This window comes from Paenibacillus sp. GD4, assembly GCF_030846225.1.
Classification (GTDB): domain Bacteria; phylum Bacillota; class Bacilli; order Paenibacillales; family NBRC-103111; genus Paenibacillus_G; species Paenibacillus_G silviterrae.
Genome location: NZ_JAVCYK010000002.1, coordinates 1,111,717 through 1,130,441 on the forward strand (window position 1 = coordinate 1,111,717; position 18,725 = coordinate 1,130,441).

Below are 18,725 nucleotides of genomic sequence, written 5' to 3' on the forward strand. Positions count from 1 at the left end.
GAGGTGTATTGATATGAGCAAGGTGAACATTGCGGTAATCGGAGCCGGCTCCATTTCCGAAATGCATTTGAGATCGTACCATAATAATCCACAAGTGGAGCTTTACGCTATTTGCGACCTGAACGAGGAACGTGCCCGAACGAAGGCGGAGAAATACGGCATTCCTCGTATCTATACCGATTATCGTGAGCTGCTGGCTGATTCGGAGATCGATGCCGTCAGCATCTGCACGTGGAACAACAGCCACGCGCCGATCTCCATCGCAGCTCTGGAGGCTGGAAAGCATGTGCTCGTCGAGAAGCCGCTTTGCAAAACGGTAGACGAGGCCCTTCGCGTCGAAGCGGCGGTTCGAAATTCCGGCAAAACGCTGCAGGTCGGCTTCGTCCGAAGGTACGCTTCGAATACCGGCATCGTGAAGTCCTTTCTGGACAACGGCGAGCTCGGCGATATTTATTATGCCAAGGCCTCTTGTATCCGCCGTCTGGGGAACCCGGGGGGCTGGTTCTCGGATATCGAGCGCTCGGGCGGCGGCCCGCTGATCGATCTGGGCGTTCATGTCATTGATTTATGCTGGTACCTGATGGGCCGGCCGAAAGTGAAATCGGTTTCGGGCAACACGTACAGGAAGCTCGGCAACCGCGCCAACGTGCGCAATCTTTCCTATTACAAAGCTTCGGATTATGATGCGTCCCACAATGATGTGGAGGATCTGGCCAATGCGATGATTCGCTTCGAGAACGGCGCCTCCCTGCTCGTGGACGTCAGCTTCACGCTTCATGCGAAGGAAGACGAGATCACCGTCAAGCTGTACGGCGACAAAGGCGGCGCCGAGCTGGAGCCCAAGCTCGCTATCGTCACGGAGAAGTACGACACCATCTTGAATCTGACGCCTCAGGTCAATAACCTGTCGTTCGATTTTGTCGCCGGATTTCAGGATGAAATCAATTACTTTATCGAGGTGTGCCAAGGGAAGAAAGAAACGCTGTCCCCCGTAGAGGATGGGGTCGAAATGATGAAAATACTGTGCGGCATCTACGAATCCAGCGAACGAGGAGAAGAAATTCGATTCTAAGGAGGAAACGCCGTTGAAAACGTCCAAATGGTTGAGCTCCGCCCTATTGCTGACATTGATCGCCTCCCTATGGCCGATGGCCGCCTTTGCGGCGGATACCGGAGCAGGCTCCTACGCTGCCACGGCTCCGGGTGCCGCCGATTACATTGAGGTGGAAGCCGCTCCGGTTGATATTACCATCGATCCGGAAGGCCCCCGCAAGCAAATCAACTTCGTGGATAAAGACGTAAGCGCAGTAACGGATTACCTGGCTTTATTTACTGGGGAATATGCGCCGCAAATTACGGTAAGCAAAACCTCCGTCGCTGTTGTCGTTGACATCGCCAGCCAAGTGACGCGAGTGGTGAATCCGTCCATAAACGGCGGGGTTCCGAACTGGACGGGACCTACCGACCTAGTCATCCCCCAAGGAGGCTACATCCTTGTCGCTAACGATGATAGCTGGGCCAACAAGACCTACAAGCAGTATCTCGCGAAAAATTTCAAGGTCGGGGATCGGATTAAGCTGCGAAAAAACGGCGAAGTGGTCCCGATAACGGAATTCATGACGGGACAGGGATTGAAAGCCCGGCTTCGACTGACCAACGATGAATGGTATACGGTAACAAGCCCGAACACGACGGTCTCCGGAAAGGTGGAAAATAGGGAGTCAGGCGCTTCGTATACGGTACGGGTAAACCAAACGGCCGTGCCTCTGCAGGCCGACGGCAGCTTCCAGCTTGCGTTAGGGCTTGCGGAGGGCATCAATTACCTGGACGTCGTCGTGGCCAAGAACGGAACGGAAAACGATCGCATGACGCTTGTCGCGTTCTATAAGAAGCCGAGCGGCAGCGCAAAGGAAGTCGTCCTTTGGGTTGATCAAGGAACGAATATTTTCAAGCTGCAGACTCCTGAGAACGTTCGCGATATGCTTACGAAAGCCAAGGACGCCGGTGTTACGGCTATAGCGCTGGATGTCAAAGGTGTAGAAGGCTTCGCCAATTACAAGAAAAACGATTTGACGGGCCGTCCGCACATCTCTCAGATGACGGCGCCTACCCGAGCCGGGGCGAATCCAAACCTTGATATGCTGGAGGTGTTCGTCAAATACGGGCACCAGCTTGGCCTCAAAATTCACGCAGCGTTCAACGTCTTCGCCGAGGGCTCGCCTGCCCATAACGAATACGGGCTGCTGAATCAGCATCTGGAGTGGGAAGAACGCGTATTCCGTCCTGAGGACGGAGGACAAATCCTGCGGCTTCGCGAGAGCAATTATTATAAGACAGGCAAATCCCTTGTCGCTTTCGTTAATCCTGCGAACGATGAGGTACGAGCGTTCCAGCTGAAGAATATGGAGGAAGTTATCAAGAACTACGACGTCGACGGCATTGTTCTCGACCGGACTCGTTACGACAACGAAACGGCCGATTTCAGCCCTCAGACCCGTGCAAAGTTCGAGGCCTTCCTTGCCGCACGAGGGAAACAGCTGACGAACTGGCCCGCCGACATTTTTACCTATGTGAATAATACCCGGCAGTTCGGTCCCCTCATCAACGACTGGTGGGAATTCCGCTCGCTGACGATCAAGACGTTTACAGATGAAGTCCGTTCGCTTACGAACCGCTATACAACACTGAAAGGAAAGAAGATCCATACCTCGGCCTATGTCGGCTCCTGGTTCGAGACGTACTACCTGAACGGAGTCCATTGGGGCAGTCCGAACTTCCGATACGACAGCCGCTTGAAGTTCCCGGCGGACAGCCTGTACACCGATACTTACGCGCAGACCGGCTATACCGATAATCTTGATTTTCTTATGATCGGCACGTATCAGACGACGCAAAAAGAAATCGAGCGCCACATTACCCTCGGCAATATCGTTACCAATGGGGAAGTTCCGATGTATGCGAGTATTGCCTTGGCCAATATACAGGATCCGCCTTTGCAGCGGTCTGTATTTCAAGCCGGCTTGTCGCAATCGAACGGGCTGATGCTTTTCGACCTCGCGATGGTCAATTGGCCGGTAGTCAAAGCCTCTCTTCAGAACGTGGAGTACGTGAAGGATTATCAGCTGGGTATGAGCGTACCCGCCAACCAAGATGCATATCTTGAAGGGGATTTGTACAATGTAAGCCGTAATGAGAACAATTTGAACGTTTACACGGAAGCGTTCGGTCTGACGACCGCTACCAGCACCTTCGGAGTGGAAGCAATCGTTGACGGGACCGGCAAGGTGACCAAGGTCGTCAATCAGCAGCAGGCGCTTACCTGGAACTGGGTCAATACTGCTCCCAACAACAGTCCTATACCGGCGGGTGGTTTCGTGATCTCCGCGCTGGACGCCTCCGGCGTGCGAACGAAGCGGCAGCTTGTGGCCCGGACCTACAAGGTCGGGGACAACGTAAGAGCAGCTGTGCTGCGAGGCTACCTGCCTTATGAAAACCTCGAAACGCCGCTGAAATCGCTTGAACTGAAGGGCAACGTCGAGGTACTTTGTACGGGCACGCCGGAGGTGCGTCTGAACGGGGCACCGGCTGCGCTGCTGGGCAGCGGAGATTTCAGCGGGACGGTTCCGCTGAACCTTGGCACCAATACCGTTACGTTCACCGTTTATGTCGACGGCCTCAAGACGAACGAGAAGAGTGTAACCATCACGCGTACCGCTCCGGTTCTTACTGCCATCGAGCTGGATCGTCCCGCATACCGTCTTGTGGCTGGGGATACGCTGAAGACCGTCACTACGGCTGTTTATTCGGACGAATCGAGGATGGTGGTGGCGGGCGCGCAGTTCAGCTCCAGCCATCCCGAGGTAGCAACCGTTGCAGCGGATGGAACCGTAACCGCACAGAAGGCAGGTACTACGGTCATCACCGCTATCTATGAAGGGAAGAGCGCTACTTCGACGATTACTGTCGTTGAAATGACAGGGCTCTCTTATGAGGAGAAGAAGCTCCGCTTAGTCGAGGGGCAAGTGCTGCAGGGACAGCTCAGGGCTGCCTACTCGGACGGAACGACGGAGTATATCACCGTTGGACCGGTGTACACTTCTTCGCTCGACAAGGTCGCTTCCGCTGCTTCGAATGGCAGTATTACCGCCGTTAAACCAGGCTCCGCTACGGTATCCGCATCCTACCGGGGCAAGCAGGCGGAAACCAAGGTCAAGGTGTTCAATAGCCATAAGGAGCTTATGCAGGATAAAGAGGAGTAGTTGCGGGAAAAGTGCAGGGGGCCTAATGGCAAATGTGCCACTATACGCACATCTGCCATTAGACGGGCCCTGCTGCGTGGAAAACCGGCCGGCACTTCCGCCTAATCGCACATTTGCCACTACTCGCACCATTCCCGGCCTTTTGATCACCTGAAATCGCAAATCTGCCATTAGACGGGCCCTGCTGCATTGAAAACCCGCCAGCACTTCAGCCTATCGCACATTTGCCACTACTCCCACCATTCCCGGCCTTTTGATTACCTGTAATTGCAAATCTGCCATTAGACAGGCCCTGCCGCATCGAAAACCCGCCGGCACTATCGCCTATCGCACATTTGCCACTACTCGCACCATTCCCGGCCTTTTGATACCTGTAATCACAAATTTGCCATTAGACGGGCCCTGCTTCACCGAAAACCTGCCGGCACTTCCGCCTAATCGCACATTTGCCACTACTCGCACCATTCCCGGCCTTTTGATCACCTGAAATCGCAAATCTGCCATTAGACGGGCCTTGCTGCATTGAAAACCCGCCGGTACTTCCGCCTAATCGCACATTTGCAACTACTCACACCATACTCGGCCTTTTGACCATCCGTAATCGCACTTCCGCCATTAGCCGGGCCCCTCCGATGAACCCCCCGGCTCATAAGGCAAAAAAGCATCCGGAACCTTCCTAAGGAAGACTCCGGATGCTTTTCCTACTTACTCGCCGGCAGCGTCAACCATTGCTGCGGCGTCCCCATTGCTTTTAAGCCATACTCCAGAATCGCAGCAATGGCTATCGTCTCTGCTTGTGGAACCACGGGCTCCCCCGAATCGAAGAACCCAACAAGGCTGCGGATGAAAGCACTGAAAAAATCCGACTCCACCGTCAACTCCTTGGTTGCCCCCGATTCATAGCTAAGCGCCATTCGAAACGGGCAATCATCTCCGGGCAGAGTAACTGCCGCTTGGCGGCCGTCCGCATACCCGATCAGCAGCTCCGATGCATTCTCAGTACCCATCCACATCACCCTGCTCACCTCCGTTCCCATGAGCGAAACGATCGGTTCAACCTGGTGGATCGCATAGTTGTTAAATTTGCCGGGACCTGCACTATAGATCGACTCAATCCCAAGTCTATCCGCCTCGGTAAACTCCGAAGCAAACCGCAGCGCCGAGCTCGAGTACATCGGTGTTCCGTGCTTGCCGGCCAGCTCGAACATCCGTACAGCCGCCGCCCGGTCGGGCGCGAACGTTTTATCGATGTAAGTCGGTTTGCCCGATTGAAGCGGGAGCTGCGACAGCTCCTCATGATACTCTGGATGATCCGGAGACAGAACGATCAAATAGTCGCTCTGCTCCACGACGGCCGCGATCGAATCCAGAAGCCGGATGCCCTTCCGCTTACACCACTCTTCGTTACTGAGCTTTCCTTCCGTATCGGCCCGCCCGTAGGCATAAGCCACCTTCATCCGGCCCTCCGTAGCCTGCTCTATCCAACCCGGATATTTCTCCGCGTGCCATTCGTCCAAATAATTGTCGATAAATCCGATCTTCTTCACCAAGCTCCCTCTCCCTCCGAAAGATAAAACACCCTGCGGTGAAGCCGCAGGGAACAAACTTATTTCTTATTAGCGGCATACCACTCGTTAGCAGACTTCGTCATCTCATCTCCGCCCTCCGCTTTCCACTGAGCCAAAAACTTATCATAGTTTTCGAGCGGCTCCGAGCCGGTAATGAACTTCAGGAACGTATCCTCCATCAGCTTCTGCAGCTTCTGATTGTATTTGCCGATCGCTTCCAGCGGAGGCGCAAAAGCAAGCGGGTCGACGACAACATTGCCCTTAGCGGCTTCCTGGTTTTTGTTGAAGGCATCCGTCAGGATCGGATCCTTCCGAACGCGCGCCTGCCAGTAAATCGGATAGTTTTTCTCATCCACGCCGGTGAGGAAGGTGGAAGCGTTGTTATACTGATCGTTAAAGATCGGAAGAATAGGGAAGTAATTGCCGTTCTCCACCTTGTGGTGCACACCTTCCTTACCGATGGTCGCTTCCTTGTGAATTTCCTTATCCAGCTTCAAGTCCAGGTATTTAATAATCTCTTCTTTGTTCTCGGCCCATTTCGGAATGCCTACGTAATAGCTGATGCCTGCGGTTCCCATCACCTGCACCTTGCCGTCATCGCCCTTCAGGTAAGGCAGGCTGGCGATTTTGGCGTTCGGCGTATTTTTCAAAAGCGCATTCTGCACCGTAGGCGCATTGAAGTAACCGTTCGAGATGATGGCTGCCTTGCCGCTCGTAAAGTTTTCAATCACCTTGTTGGCTTGATTGAGGGACCACTCCTGGTCGATCAGCTTCTCGGTGTAAAGCTTCTTCATGAACTCCAAATACTTCCTCATGTTCGGGTTCTCAACAGCATTCACCAGCTTGCCGTTCACGTCCTGCCAGCCTGTCGTTGCGGTCGACTGCACCATTGTGAGTCCGAAGGTCGGCAAAATTTCAGGAACGAGCGGACTTTTGCCGCCCGATAGCGCCATGACGTTCTTCTTCTCCTTCAGCGTTTTCATCACGTTATACAACTCATCACGGGTAGTCGGTGGCTTCAGTCCAAGCTCATCCATCCAATCCTGGCGAACGATCAGCGCGGTATTCACGACGGTACCCGACCCGGTCTGCGGGATGCCGAATATTTTGCCGTTCAGCTTCGCGCCGTTCCAAGAGTTTTGGGAAATCACATTCTTCATGTTCGTCCCGTACTTGTTGACTAGCTCATCAATCGGCTCCAACGCACCGGATGCGGCCAGCTTGGAGTATTGAGGGGCGGAGAGCAGCATAAAGGCGTATTTTTCCTTATTGGCCATCAGCAGGTTCAGCTTATCGTCCGGGTTCTCGACCGGCAGCATGTCGTAGGTGACCTTGTAGCCGGTTTTTTCGTTCAACAGCTTCGCGACCACCTCATTATTCGGGTCGAATCGACCGTACTGCAGCAGCGCCTTGAATTCCGGTTTGGGTTTATTCGCGTCTCCCTGTGCCGTAGGTGCCGGAGTCGTTCCTTGCGGCTTCGTATTGTCGACCTTCTCGCCCCCGTTGCAGGCAGCAGCCAACGCCGCCAAAGTCGTGATGGAGAGAACCGTTAATCCTTTTTTGAGCATGGATGAACCTCCCTTTTCATTCTCATTTGAAGAATTGGAAACCCTTTTACACGAACCCGCCTCAACTCCGTACACCACCACCCTTCAAGATCCCCAATAGAACCCTTCAGCCTTTAACAGAGCCGACCAGTACGCCTTTCACGAAATATTTTTGCAGAAACGGATATACGAGGATGATCGGCAGCGTCGCCAAAATGATGGATGCCGCCTGAATCGACTGGGGCGAAACATTAAGCGAAGCGTCGACATTGGTCCGCAGAAAGGCGTCGGTCGATGTGACGAACAGCTCCTTAAGGTACAGCTGCAGCGGCTTCAGCTCGGCTGAATTGATATAGATGAGCGACGTAAAATAATCGTTCCAGAACGTAACGGCGTAAAATAAAGCGATGGTCGCCAGCACCGGCAGCGATAATGGCAAAATGATGCGTGCCAGAATGGTCATGTTTCCGGCTCCGTCGATTTTGGCCGATTCCTCCAGACTGTCGGGCAGCTCCTCGAAATAGCTTTTAATGATTAGCATATTGTAAACATTGATCATAAACGGAAGGAACAGCACGGGCAGCTTGTCGATCAAGGCAAGCTTATGCATTAGCAGGTAAGTCGGGATCAATCCGCCGCTGAACAGCATCGTGAACAAGTACATCAGGATGAAAAGCTTTCGCCCGCGCAGTCTTGGCTTTGAAAGCGGATAGGCGGCCAAGGTCGTCATGAACAGCGAGAGCAGCGAACCGACCAGCGTCACCGTTACGGATACCATAAAGGCATTCAGAAAGAGCGAGTTGCTCGCCACATAACGATAGGTCCCGAGCTGAAAGTCGATCGGATATAACGTGACCATGCCCGAGACAACCGCCGCTTCGCTGCTGAGCGATTTGGCAATCAGATTGATAAACGGGAAGATGGTGGAAAGCCCTAACAGGATAAAAAACAAATGATTCACAATAGCGAATACGGTTTCGCCGGGGGACGCTTTAATAGCTCTTGATCCTCTGACGGCTGCGGCTCTCACGGTGCTGCTTGTCTTCATGTCGGTTTCTCCTTCCCTTCCCGTTCTACCAGATTCCTCTGCCGAAAAATTTCCGGGCCAAGCGGTTGCCCGAAATGATCAGAAGGAACGCAACGACGGATTCGAACACCCCTACCGCGGTAGAAAAGCTGTAATCCTGCTCGCCTAGACCGATCCGGTATACATAGGTGCCGATCACATCGGCTACGTTGTAAACACTGGGGTTGTACATGACAAGAATTTGTTCCGTGCCCGCCTCCAGCACGTAGCCGAGGCGAAGGATGAACATAAGCAGAATAACCGGGGTCAAGCCGGGCAGTGTGATATGCACCACCTGCTTCCATTTGCTTGCGCCGTCGATCTTAGCCGCCTCATACAGTCCCGGATCGATGCTTGCCAATGCCGCCAGATAGATGATCGTATTCCATCCGACCTCCTTCCAGCCTGCCGATGCGACGAGAACGGAACGAAAGATGTCGCTGTCCAGGAAAAAGCGGATCGGTTCACCGCCCATGGCGACGATCATTTTGTTAACTATGCCGCCGTTTGTGGACAACAGGTCGATGAATAAACCGCTGACAATAACCCAAGACAGAAAGTGAGGCAAATAAATGACGGTTTGCACGCTTCGCTTGAACGCCATATGCTTCAGCTCATTCAGCAGGATCGCGATCATGATCGGGAGGGGAAAAAGAAAGACGATTTTGTACACGGAAATAAGTAAGGTGTTCTGAAATACCTGCAAAAAGCTGGCGGACGCGAACAGCTTCTCAAAATGCTTCCAACCCACCCATGGGCTTGCAGCCATGCCGTCGAAAATATTGAAATCCTTAAAAGCAATAATAATTCCGTACATCGGCGTATATTTGAACAGCAGCAGGAACGCAATGCCCGGTATGAGCGCCAGATACAAATCCCAATCCTTCCGGATATCGATCCACAGCCTTCTTGTATAGCTTCTACCTCCCATGGGTCCCCTCTCCTTCCTGATTGTTTATGGTTACATCCAGTGTATCATCCTGCGTTTCCTTGCGAATTAGAGGACGATTACTTGTTTTGGTACTTTCATAACTTCTCGCCACCCGTAATGCCAAAAGAGCCTTCCCCGCGGTTATGCAGGAAAAGGCTCTTAGCAGGCTTGGGAAATCATTGGCGCATTTCCCCAGGCGTAACGCCCCAATATTTACGAAAAACTCTGGTAAAATAACTGACGTCACTGTATCCGACGGCCGCTGCGACATCATTGATTCGTGCTCCTTCCTGCAGGAGCGCCTTGGCTTTTTCCATCTTGCGTTCAAGCACATAGGAGGAAAAGGCCTTGCCCGTTTCCTGCTTGAAGAGGCGGCTGAGGTAGGAGGAGTTGACATACAGCCGATCTGCCACAGAGTATAGCGAAATCTCCTGATCGATTTCGTTCTCCACAAGAGTCAGAATCGTCTTGACCGTTTCATGGCTCGTTGATTTTCTCCGCTGTCCGGCATAATGGAGATACGCTCTGATGATCCGCTGAAGCCAGGAAAGCACCTGTTCCTTGGCTGTCAGCTCACGGTGATTATGGAAGTAGACGCAGTCCTCCCCCGCCACCTCCTGCACGGTCCAGCCTTGCTTATGAATCATCCGAATAAATAAACTGGAAAAATACAGGATGCGTTCATGCATCTCTTGGGCGGTTTCCGCTTGCGCCATCCCGCTATTCCAGAGGGTGTGAAGCGTCTCAAGCGCCTTGCCGCCGTCCCCTGTCTCCAGTGCGATCTCCAGCGCTTTCTCCAGATTCGGCTGCCATGATAGCTCCTTCTTTGTCCCCTTCTCCCCGCGGTAAGGAATTGCCAGGTTATGGCCGAGAACAAGACGATTCTGCAGGGCGCGAACGGCCTGTACATAAAGCTTACCCATCTCTGTTCCGGTGCCCGTCGTTCCGCTGATCCCCGCACTGGCAGTCAGCTTGAGGCTGCTTTTCACGGTAAACAGCAGCTTCTCGGCAACCGCATTGATCTTCTGAAGTACGACGTTCGGCTCTTCCTCGTGCCCGGACGGAAATACAACCACCGTACAGCCCGCATCGTTCGTCGATACCCAGCAGCGTATACCGTGCAGCATCTCCTTTACAATACTGAGGAGCGAAAATTGAAGCAGCGGACCGTCCTTCCTCGTAAACCGGGTTTCTGTCTCGGGCAGCGGATCCATATCAAAGACCGCTACTGCGTACCGGGCATCCATGGGCAAGCCCAACTGAAGATCCCTGCTTTTTTGTTCGATCTCCCAAAGCTCGTATTTCCCCGTGAGCCAGCTTTGGAAAAATTCATTGACCAATTGGGGGAGATGCAGCTTCCATTTTTGTCTGAGCTCGTCCTCATTATGCCGCTGCTCCAGCTCGCGTCGGAGCCGCTCCGCCGCCTTGAGCATCGCCTCCAGAATCTCCTGGTCCCCCGCCGGCTTCAATAAATAGCTCACGACTCCAAGCTCCAATGCCGCTTGCGCGTAGGCAAAATCGTCATGACCGCTTAGGATGACGATTTTCATCAGCGGATCCTCTTCGCGAAGCCGCCTTGCCAAGCTGAGTCCGTCCATCTCCGGCATCTGCAGATCCAGCAGAAGAAGATCCGGCTTCTTGCGGTCGATGAGCTCCAACGCCGCTTTGCCGTTCGCGGCCTTGCCGACAACCTCGATGCCGTGCTTCTCCCATGGAATGTTATTGGCAAGCGCATTTCTCAGCCGAACCTCATCTTCGACTATTAATAAATTCACGTGCCGCATCTCCTTCCATACTCAATAAATCATATTCGTATATTTCTCCATACGCTGAAAAAGCTCCTCTTTTGCCAAAAAAACAGAAGCAGTCCACCGTGCCGTTGATGGTGGACTGCTTCTGTTAATTCATAATTTGATCATCATACCGTCATAGGCAACATGAATGCCATGCGGCTCAAAGATCTCCAGCCATTCCTCATGAAGCAAGCCTGCATTGTGCGAAAAATGAGTAACGACGATCAACCCATCCGCTTTCAGCACTTGATTGGCTTCCAACCAAAGCTTCGTATCAATCACAGCCTCAATGTTCATATGGTTCGTCCGGTGGGGAGACCTCCCCACCGTGCATTCCAATATCGCCAGATCCAGCTGCCGAGTCTTCAACCAGGACCAGGTTTCCTCCGGAAACCACCCGCTGTCATGTCCATACAGAATCGCCTTCCCGTCTTTCTCAATATAATAAATTAAACAGGTCTCCATCGGATCGTGAGAAGCCGGTAAAGGGGTGATCGTCGCGGTTTCTGTGTTATACGTATCGAACAGGCGAACCCGGTGAAATACATAGTGATGGCGCAGGCCGGCCAAATGCTTGGAGCATAGCCGCAGTGTAAGATCGTTTCCGTATACATGAATCGGAGTATTCGCCGACTTCGCGTACCCCTCCGCTCGAATGGCCATATCTTCGGCGTACAGATGATCCGAATGGGAGTGAGTGAGAAGCAGATCTTGAATACGATCCAGCTCCAGGCCGAAACGCAACGAATGGTACCAAGTATCCGGAGGAAAATCGATCTTAAGCACCTCATCGATCAGGACGGATGCGCGGGTACGCAGGTTTTTGCCCCCGAGCAAGCGGGCTTGCCGGCACGTTTCGCACCCGCAGAACAGGGACGGAATGCCTTCATAGGCAGCCGTTCCAAGGAATTGGATTTTCATCATTCACCGGTATCCGTCTTTAACGCTTCAAGCGGCTCCGCAAAGCCGTAATACGGCCTTGGCCGTTCCGCCGGATTCGCCCACTTGACGGCATTAGCGATAACACGAAGTACATCCCTATGATGGTAAGTCGGGTACGTTTCATGGCCCGGCCTGAAATAAAAGATTTTCCCTTGGCCCCGGCGGTAGGTGCAGCCGCTGCGAAACACCTCTCCCCCTTGAAACCAGCTTACGAAGACGAGTTCATCGGGGATCGGAATGTCAAAGTGCTCCCCGTACATCTCCTCCTGCTCCAGCTCAATGTAAGGACCGATCCCTTCCGCAATGGGATGCGACGGATTCACAACCCATAGCCTCTCCTTCTCATCGGCCTCCCTCCAGAGCAAATCGCAGGTCGTTCCCATTAGCTTACGGAACAATTTGGAGTGGTGGCCGGAATGCAGGATAACCAGACCCATGCCTTGAAGTATTTTCTTGTGCACCCGGTCCACAATCTCGTCGTTGAATTGGGCGTGAGCTTTATGGCCCCAATAAACAAGCACATCCGTCTCCGCCAGCACCCCCTCCGTAAGACCATGCTCCGGTTCGTCGAAGGTCGCCGTTCGAATCCGGAAGCCATCCTGCTGAATGCCTTCCGCTATGGTGGTGTGAATGCCCTGCGGATATACGGCGGCGGTACGCTCGCTCACCTTCTCCGCAATAAATTCGTTCCATATCGTCACGTTGATCATAAGAACACTCCTTCTGCGTTCTAGTCGTGCTTCGCAACGCCCTCGGCAGCCGACTCCAGGATGAGCTGCAGCACCTTTTGATTGCGGTATCCGTCCATAAAGGTAGGAATTTGTACCATGGCCGGATCCTCCATATAGGTAAGAAAATCCTCGAGCATCAACCGGTTGCGCTCCTGAGGAAGCTGGATCGTTTGATCGAACAGCGGCTCTCCGGGACCCCGGCGGACACACAAGCGGACCGTTTGGGGCTGCTCTACACACGCTTCGATGGTTCCGTTATCCCCATAAATCGTCAGCTTGAATTCATTTCGGGTACCGACAGCATTTTTGTGCGTATAGAAGGTTCCCATAACCCCTCCCTCAAGCACACCCTGGAAGCTGGTGAAGTCATCGACATCCACCTTCGCCGGCTGGTTCGTGAGGGGATCGATGCGTTCATCGACAAAAGTGGCCATCATCGCCGATACCGTCTGAAACTCACCGACAAAGTATCGGGCCGCATCAATCATGTGAGAGCCTATGTCGGCCAATACGCCCGACCCTGCCGCTTCCTTGCTGAATCGCCAAGCATATGGCTGGTTATGCATCGGAACGTTCTCTTCCTGCAAATAGTAAGCGGCAAAATGCCGGATCCGGCCGATCTCCTGCCGCTCAAGCAAGCCTTTGATATATCGGAATGCCGGTACATAGCGGTAGGAGAACCCGATCATGCACGGTATGGGACGCTCGCGGTATAATGCAAGAAGCTCCTCCGCCTCCTCCATCGTACGGGTGAACGGCTTTTCCGACAGGACCGGCTTTCCCGCTTCGATGCATTTTTTCAAGATATCATAATGAAACTGGTTCGACACCACCGAAATGACGAAGTCCACCTCCGGATCGTCTATGAGCTCCGCGTAATTCCGATACCGTTTATGCTCCGGCAGACCGAGCTCCTCTCCTTTGCTCTTTACCGCCGATTCATTCACGTCACAGATAGCCGTAATCGCTGTCCCCTCCAGGCTTAGCAAATTCCGAATGTGACCGTTGGCCATTCTCCCCAAGCCGATGATACCCGCTCTCCGAGGTTTACCGCTCAATGCTCTCCCTCCCCTGCTCGGCTTCCACATATTCCTTATTTAATCGTTCGACGAGATCGATCAAATCCATCGGCATATGGATGGTGTAATCAGGCTGCTCGCTCTCATCCGCAGGCTGCTTCGGATATCTCGGCGTCCAATCCAGGAACACGCTCGTGAACCCCATTTGGTTGGCGCCCTTGATGTCACGGCTAAGGTTGTTCCCCACCATGACGATCCGGGACCGGTCGCTCTCCTGCAGATCGAGTGCCCCCATGGCAGCCTTGAACATTCTCGGGCTCGGTTTGGAGGCTTTAATCGTTTCCGAATAAATCATCGCCGTGAAATCATCATAGATCCCATTCTGGATAAACATGTTCTTAAACGACTGAGCCAGCCCGTCCGCCACCAGGGCTAAGGTATACCCGCGTTCAACAAGCGTTCGGACCATGAGATCCGCCCCCGGGATCACGTTCGCCCGGATCACAACGTCATGTTCATCCCGGATTTCCGTGCCCTCGTCAATGATCGTGTCTCCGCTGTCGAGAAATACAATGATTCTTTTTGGCTCCATGTTCTAATCCACCTTCTCGTAAGTATTTACGCCTTTCAATGTTAGCTCTCCCGCATAATGGCAGGAGACATAGTGCTGATCCGCAATCTCACGTACGGCCGGTTCGTCGGTGATGCATTTCTCCGTTTTGTAAGGACATCTCGGGTGAAAATGGCAGCCGCTCGGCGGTTTGGCCGGGTTCGGCACTTCTCCCTCCAGAATAATCCGCTCCTTGCGGATGTTCGGATCCGGTAGCGGGACAGCGGATAATAAAGCCTCCGTATACGGATGCCCCGGGCTTGCGAAGATCGAATTCGCCGGTGCCAGCTCGACGATTTTCCCCAGATGCATGACGGCGACGCGGTCTGAAATATGCTCCACAACACTGAGGTCGTGGGAAATAAAGATGTAAGTAATTTTGTATTGCTCCTGCAAGTCCTTAAGCAGGTTAATGATTTGCGCTTGGATGGACACGTCGAGTGCCGATACTGCTTCATCGCATACGATAAGCCTAGGCCGGCTGGCGAGTGCCCGGGCAATAGCGATCCGCTGCCGCTGTCCTCCGGAGAACGCATGGGGATAACGTTCCAGGTAGCTGACGTTTAAGCCTGTTTTTTCCGCGATTTCCGTGACCCGTTCCCTTACCTCCGCCTTGCTCAGCTTCCCGTCGGCCGTCAATGGCTCGCTGATAATATTAAAAACACTCATTCTCGGACTTAACGAGGAGTACGGGTCCTGAAAAATCATCTGAATGTCCTTGCGGTAGTTATTGTATTCCTCGCCTCTCAGCTTAAGGAAGTCGCGCTTCGCTCCTTGCTCGGGATAATAGATCACCTCACCGGACGTCGCATCGATGCCGCGGACGATACATCGGCCCAGCGTCGTTTTGCCGCAGCCGGATTCGCCGACGATGCTGAACGTCTCGCCTTCCCGAAGCTCGAACGAAATATCCGACACGACGCGTACGGGGGCATGCTTGCGAAAGCCGAACAAGCTCTTTTTCCCTTCAAAATGCTTCGTGAGCCGGTTAACCTGCAGTATCGTCTTGGGCATAGCGTACCTCCTCCCCTTGCTCGTTATAAAGGAAACAACGGACCGTATGATCCGAATCGATTTGGGTTAACGGTACAGCCTTCTTGTCGCATAACCCGGGTATCCGATCCTTGCACCGGTCATAAAATCCGCACATCGGCGGCATATTCAGGGCAAGCGGCACCGTTCCTTCTATCGATTCCAGCCGCTTATTCTTGCGTCCAAGCTTCGGCATGGAATGAAGCAGTCCTTTGGTATACGGATGCTTCGGATTATTGAAAATTTCCTTGACCGGGGCCTGCTCCACGATTTTGCCTAAATACATGACCGCCACCTCGTCACACATCTCTGCGATGATCCCTAGATCATGGGTAACGAGCAGAATCGCCATGCCGAATTCCTTCTGCAGCTCCTTCATTAATTCAAGTACTTGGGCTTGGATCGTGACGTCGAGCGCCGTTGTAGGCTCGTCGGCGATGAGCAGCTCAGGATTGCAGGACAGCGACATCGCAATCATTGCACGCTGCCGCATACCACCTGAGAATTCATGGGGAAACTGCTCGAAGCGCTTTTCCTCATCGGAAATGCCGACCTTGCGCAGCATCTCGAGCGCAATCTGCCTGGCCTCACGCTTATTCTTCGTACGGTGCGTCAGAATGGCCTCCATAATCTGATTGCCGATGGTGTACATCGGAGAGAAGGCGGTCATCGGCTCCTGAAAAATCATAGAAATCCGCTTGCCGCGTATCGCTCGAATTTGCCGTCCCTTCGGATCCATCTGCAGCAGATCGGCCGGCTTCGCTGAAGCAGCAGCATTCCCGTGGAACACAATGCTGCCGGAGGTTTCGCACTCCTTCGGATTGATAGCAATAATCGCCCTGCTGGTCAAGCTCTTGCCGCAGCCCGACTCTCCGACCAAGCCTAAGGTTTTCCCCTTCTTGATTTCAAAGTCCACACCGTCAACAGCAGCCAGCGTGCCGGCATCCATACGGATGTGAATCTTCAGATCTTGAACGGTGAGCAGAGGCGACCCAGGGTCCGTCTGATGTGCCGTCATAGGTTTTTCCCTCACTTCCATTATTTCTTGTAAGGATCGGCGGCATCGCGCAAGCCGTCGCCCACGAAATTGTAGGCAAGCACCGTAAGGATGACCGTGCCCAGCGGGATGAGCTTCCAAGGATATAAGGCGACATTCTCGATTTGCTGCGCCTCTTGCAGCAGCACGCCCCAGCTTGTGGCCGGAGAACGGATGCCGAGACCCAGAAAGCTCATCGCGGTTTCACCCAGAATCATGGACGGGATCGCTAATGTTGCGGCTACGACCAGATAACTGATGAACCCCGGCACCAGGTGCACCCGGATAATTTTCATATTGCGTACCCCGGAGATTTTGGCCGCCATGACGTAATCTTCATTCTTTAAGGAAATGAATTTGCTTCGCACAACCCGGGCTAACCCCGTCCAGTCGATAAAAGCAAGGATGATCGTGATATAAAAATACATTTGCACGACCGGGATTCTAGGCGGAATGGCGGCAGAGAGCGCCATCCAGAGCGGAAGCGTCGGAAAGGAGCGGATAATCTCGATCAGTCTCTGGATGACGGAATCGATGAGGCCGCCGAAATAACCGGATATGCCGCCGATCACAATGCCCAGGATGAAGCTGATGGTTACGCCGACCAGCGGAATGCTTAATGAAATTTGGCTGCCGAGCACAATTCTGGAGAACAGGTCACGGCCCATGCCGTCCGTACCGAACAGGAACAGCTTTCCGGGCGGATCCACTCCGAACAGATGCTTATTCGTGGGAATGATCCCCCACAGCTTGTAGCTCTCTCCCTCGACGAACAGCTTGACGGGGTATTTGACTTGCGTATCATCTACATACATTTTGCGGAGGGTGACCGGATCCCTGCTGGATTTAAGCCCGTACACGAACGGCTGCAGATGAAACTTTCCTTCCGCATCAATCCACCGTATCGCCATAGGTGCCGTATTGATATACTGGCTGTCATAGCTCAGCAGCCCCTGCGGGGCGATAAATGGGGCGAATAGAGCGACGACGTATAATACCAGCAGGAAGATCAAGCTCACGCGAGCCAGCTTATGCTTCTTGAATTTCTTATACATTAAGCGCCACTGCGAGCTGTAATATTCCTCGGTCGCGGCCTTCGACTTGCGTCTGCCGAAAAGCTGGGTCGGATGTTTCAGTATCGTTTTCATTCGCTACGCACCTCGATATTCCGTCCGGATTTTCGGGTCAAGCCAAGCAAGCAGAATATCCGAAATCAACGTTCCGAGCACGGTCAAAATCGCCATAAAAAACAGCCACGTCCCTGCCAAATACATGTCTTGTGCAAGCAGGGCGTTGTACATGACGGGTCCCTGCAGCGGGAGGTTGAGCACAATCGCGGTAATGGTCGATCCGGTAAAAATATGGGTGAGCGACCAGCCGATGGTGCTGATAATGGGATTGATCGCGGCGCGGGTCGGATATTTCAGGATGATCTTCATTTCCGACAAGCCTTTGGCGCGGGCCGTTACCACGTTGGGCTTATTGATCTCCTCCAGCATCTGTCCCCGCATGACACGCATTAGCTCGGCGGTGCTCGCCATGCCGATGACGATGATCGGGATGATCATATGCTTGAGCAAATCGAGCACCTTCGCAACCGACCAGGCGCTGTTGGCATGCTCTTCGGAGAAGAGTCCGAGCAGCGGGTCGCCTAGATACACATAGGAAAGGTACATCAAAATAACCGCCAGCAGGAAGTGAGGCGTTGCCATGCCCAGAAACCCAATGGCCGTGAAGATATAATCTCCTACGGTATACTGTTTGATAGCGCTGTAAATACCTACCGGGATCGCGATTAAATACGTGAAGGCCATGGTGACCAACGACACGATCAACGTTAAAGGCAAGAATTGTCCGATGACAGCCGTCACCGGCTTGTTGAAGTTGTAGGAGTACCCGAAGTCAAAGTGCAGAAGTATATTTTTGGCCCAATAAAAGTACTGAATAAACCAAGGCTGGTCCAGTCCGTACTGCTCCCTCATCCGCGCCATATCCTCCGTGGTCATGACATCCCCGGCCGCCGCCATCTTGGCGGCGTAAGTCGAGACGAAGTCGCCCGGCGGAAGCTGAATGATGTAGAAAACAATTACGGAGATCACAAATACGACAGGAATCATAAGCAGGCATCTTCTAACAATATATCGCAGCATCCGTTCTCCCTCTTTTCTTAAGAAAGGGGGAAGTCACTCCC

The 18,725-nt window shown here is 53.2% G+C and carries 15 protein-coding genes; 2 read left to right on the top strand and 13 right to left on the bottom strand.

Annotated features, from left to right (window positions below; translation table 11 throughout):
• Positions 1–13: 13 nt before the first annotated feature.
• Together RAC89_RS27705 and RAC89_RS27710 are read left to right on the top strand one after the other, a co-directional pair.
• Positions 14–1,072, top strand: a complete 1,059-nt coding sequence (locus tag RAC89_RS27705; protein WP_306616946.1) for a Gfo/Idh/MocA family protein — start codon at positions 14–16, stop codon at positions 1,070–1,072.
• Between the two features lie 13 nt (positions 1,073–1,085).
• On the top strand, positions 1,086–4,259 hold the full coding sequence (locus tag RAC89_RS27710) for a family 10 glycosylhydrolase (protein ID WP_306616947.1): 3,174 nt from the start codon (positions 1,086–1,088) through the stop codon (positions 4,257–4,259).
• Between the two features lie 701 nt (positions 4,260–4,960).
• On the opposite strand, the gene RAC89_RS27715 is transcribed toward RAC89_RS27710, so the two are convergent.
• The 13 genes from RAC89_RS27715 to RAC89_RS27775 form a co-directional block, all read right to left on the bottom strand.
• Positions 4,961–5,806: a Gfo/Idh/MocA family oxidoreductase gene (locus RAC89_RS27715; RefSeq protein WP_306616948.1), complete on the bottom strand. Its 846-nt coding sequence runs from the start codon at positions 5,804–5,806 to the stop codon at positions 4,961–4,963.
• 59 nt (positions 5,807–5,865) lie between these two features.
• Positions 5,866–7,395, bottom strand: coding sequence for a type 2 periplasmic-binding domain-containing protein (locus RAC89_RS27720; RefSeq protein WP_306616949.1), 1,530 nt, complete (start codon positions 7,393–7,395; stop codon positions 5,866–5,868).
• A gap of 106 nt (positions 7,396–7,501) precedes the next feature.
• Positions 7,502–8,422: a carbohydrate ABC transporter permease gene (locus RAC89_RS27725; protein ID WP_306616950.1), complete on the bottom strand. Its 921-nt coding sequence runs from the start codon at positions 8,420–8,422 to the stop codon at positions 7,502–7,504.
• Between the two features lie 25 nt (positions 8,423–8,447).
• Complete coding sequence (locus RAC89_RS27730) at positions 8,448–9,371, bottom strand: ABC transporter permease (RefSeq protein ID WP_306616951.1); 924 nt, start codon at positions 9,369–9,371, stop codon at positions 8,448–8,450.
• 176 nt (positions 9,372–9,547) lie between these two features.
• Positions 9,548–11,146, bottom strand: coding sequence for a response regulator (locus RAC89_RS27735; protein WP_306616952.1), 1,599 nt, complete (start codon positions 11,144–11,146; stop codon positions 9,548–9,550).
• 129 nt (positions 11,147–11,275) lie between these two features.
• Entirely contained in the window at positions 11,276–12,088 is an 813-nt protein-coding gene (locus RAC89_RS27740) for an MBL fold metallo-hydrolase (RefSeq protein ID WP_306616953.1), read from the bottom strand.
• A complete protein-coding gene (locus tag RAC89_RS27745) occupies positions 12,085–12,816 on the bottom strand; it encodes a ThuA domain-containing protein (protein WP_306616954.1) in 732 nt (243 codons plus the stop codon). Before RAC89_RS27745 ends, RAC89_RS27740 begins: the two co-directional genes overlap by 4 nt.
• Positions 12,817–12,836: 20 nt before the next feature.
• Complete coding sequence (locus RAC89_RS27750) at positions 12,837–13,895, bottom strand: Gfo/Idh/MocA family protein (RefSeq protein ID WP_306616955.1); 1,059 nt, start codon at positions 13,893–13,895, stop codon at positions 12,837–12,839.
• On the bottom strand, positions 13,885–14,448 hold the full coding sequence (locus tag RAC89_RS27755; RefSeq protein WP_306616956.1) for an HAD family hydrolase: 564 nt from the start codon (positions 14,446–14,448) through the stop codon (positions 13,885–13,887). The genes RAC89_RS27750 and RAC89_RS27755 overlap by 11 nt, the downstream gene beginning before the upstream one ends.
• Before the next feature lie 3 nt (positions 14,449–14,451).
• Positions 14,452–15,480 (bottom strand): ABC transporter ATP-binding protein, encoded by a 1,029-nt coding sequence (locus RAC89_RS27760; RefSeq protein WP_306616957.1) that lies wholly within the window; start codon positions 15,478–15,480, stop codon positions 14,452–14,454.
• Positions 15,455–16,516: an ABC transporter ATP-binding protein gene (locus RAC89_RS27765; RefSeq protein ID WP_306616958.1), complete on the bottom strand. Its 1,062-nt coding sequence runs from the start codon at positions 16,514–16,516 to the stop codon at positions 15,455–15,457. Before RAC89_RS27765 ends, RAC89_RS27760 begins: the two co-directional genes overlap by 26 nt.
• Positions 16,517–16,536: 20 nt before the next feature.
• The gene (locus RAC89_RS27770) at positions 16,537–17,682 is read right to left on the bottom strand and encodes an ABC transporter permease (protein ID WP_306616959.1); all 1,146 of its coding nucleotides are present in this window, start codon (positions 17,680–17,682) and stop codon (positions 16,537–16,539) included.
• A gap of 3 nt (positions 17,683–17,685) precedes the next feature.
• Positions 17,686–18,684: an ABC transporter permease gene (locus RAC89_RS27775; RefSeq protein WP_306616960.1), complete on the bottom strand. Its 999-nt coding sequence runs from the start codon at positions 18,682–18,684 to the stop codon at positions 17,686–17,688.
• Positions 18,685–18,725: the final 41 nt, after the last annotated feature.

Excerpts from the sequence above, each read along its gene's own strand:
- RAC89_RS27720 (WP_306616949.1), bottom strand. The coding sequence starts at position 7,395 with ATGCTCAAAAAAGGATTAACGGTTCTCTCCATCACGACTTTGGCGGCG.
- RAC89_RS27775 (WP_306616960.1), bottom strand. The coding sequence starts at position 18,684 with ATGCTGCGATATATTGTTAGAAGATGCCTGCTTATGATTCCTGTCGTA.
- RAC89_RS27765 (WP_306616958.1), bottom strand. The coding sequence starts at position 16,516 with ATGACGGCACATCAGACGGACCCTGGGTCGCCTCTGCTCACCGTTCAA.
- RAC89_RS27730 (WP_306616951.1), bottom strand. The coding sequence starts at position 9,371 with ATGGGAGGTAGAAGCTATACAAGAAGGCTGTGGATCGATATCCGGAAG.
- RAC89_RS27770 (WP_306616959.1), bottom strand. The coding sequence starts at position 17,682 with ATGAAAACGATACTGAAACATCCGACCCAGCTTTTCGGCAGACGCAAG.
- RAC89_RS27760 (WP_306616957.1), bottom strand. The coding sequence starts at position 15,480 with ATGCCCAAGACGATACTGCAGGTTAACCGGCTCACGAAGCATTTTGAA.
- RAC89_RS27755 (WP_306616956.1), bottom strand. The coding sequence starts at position 14,448 with ATGGAGCCAAAAAGAATCATTGTATTTCTCGACAGCGGAGACACGATC.
- RAC89_RS27725 (WP_306616950.1), bottom strand. The coding sequence starts at position 8,422 with ATGAAGACAAGCAGCACCGTGAGAGCCGCAGCCGTCAGAGGATCAAGA.
- RAC89_RS27705 (WP_306616946.1), top strand. The coding sequence starts at position 14 with ATGAGCAAGGTGAACATTGCGGTAATCGGAGCCGGCTCCATTTCCGAA.
- RAC89_RS27740 (WP_306616953.1), bottom strand. The coding sequence starts at position 12,088 with ATGATGAAAATCCAATTCCTTGGAACGGCTGCCTATGAAGGCATTCCG.
- RAC89_RS27745 (WP_306616954.1), bottom strand. The coding sequence starts at position 12,816 with ATGATCAACGTGACGATATGGAACGAATTTATTGCGGAGAAGGTGAGC.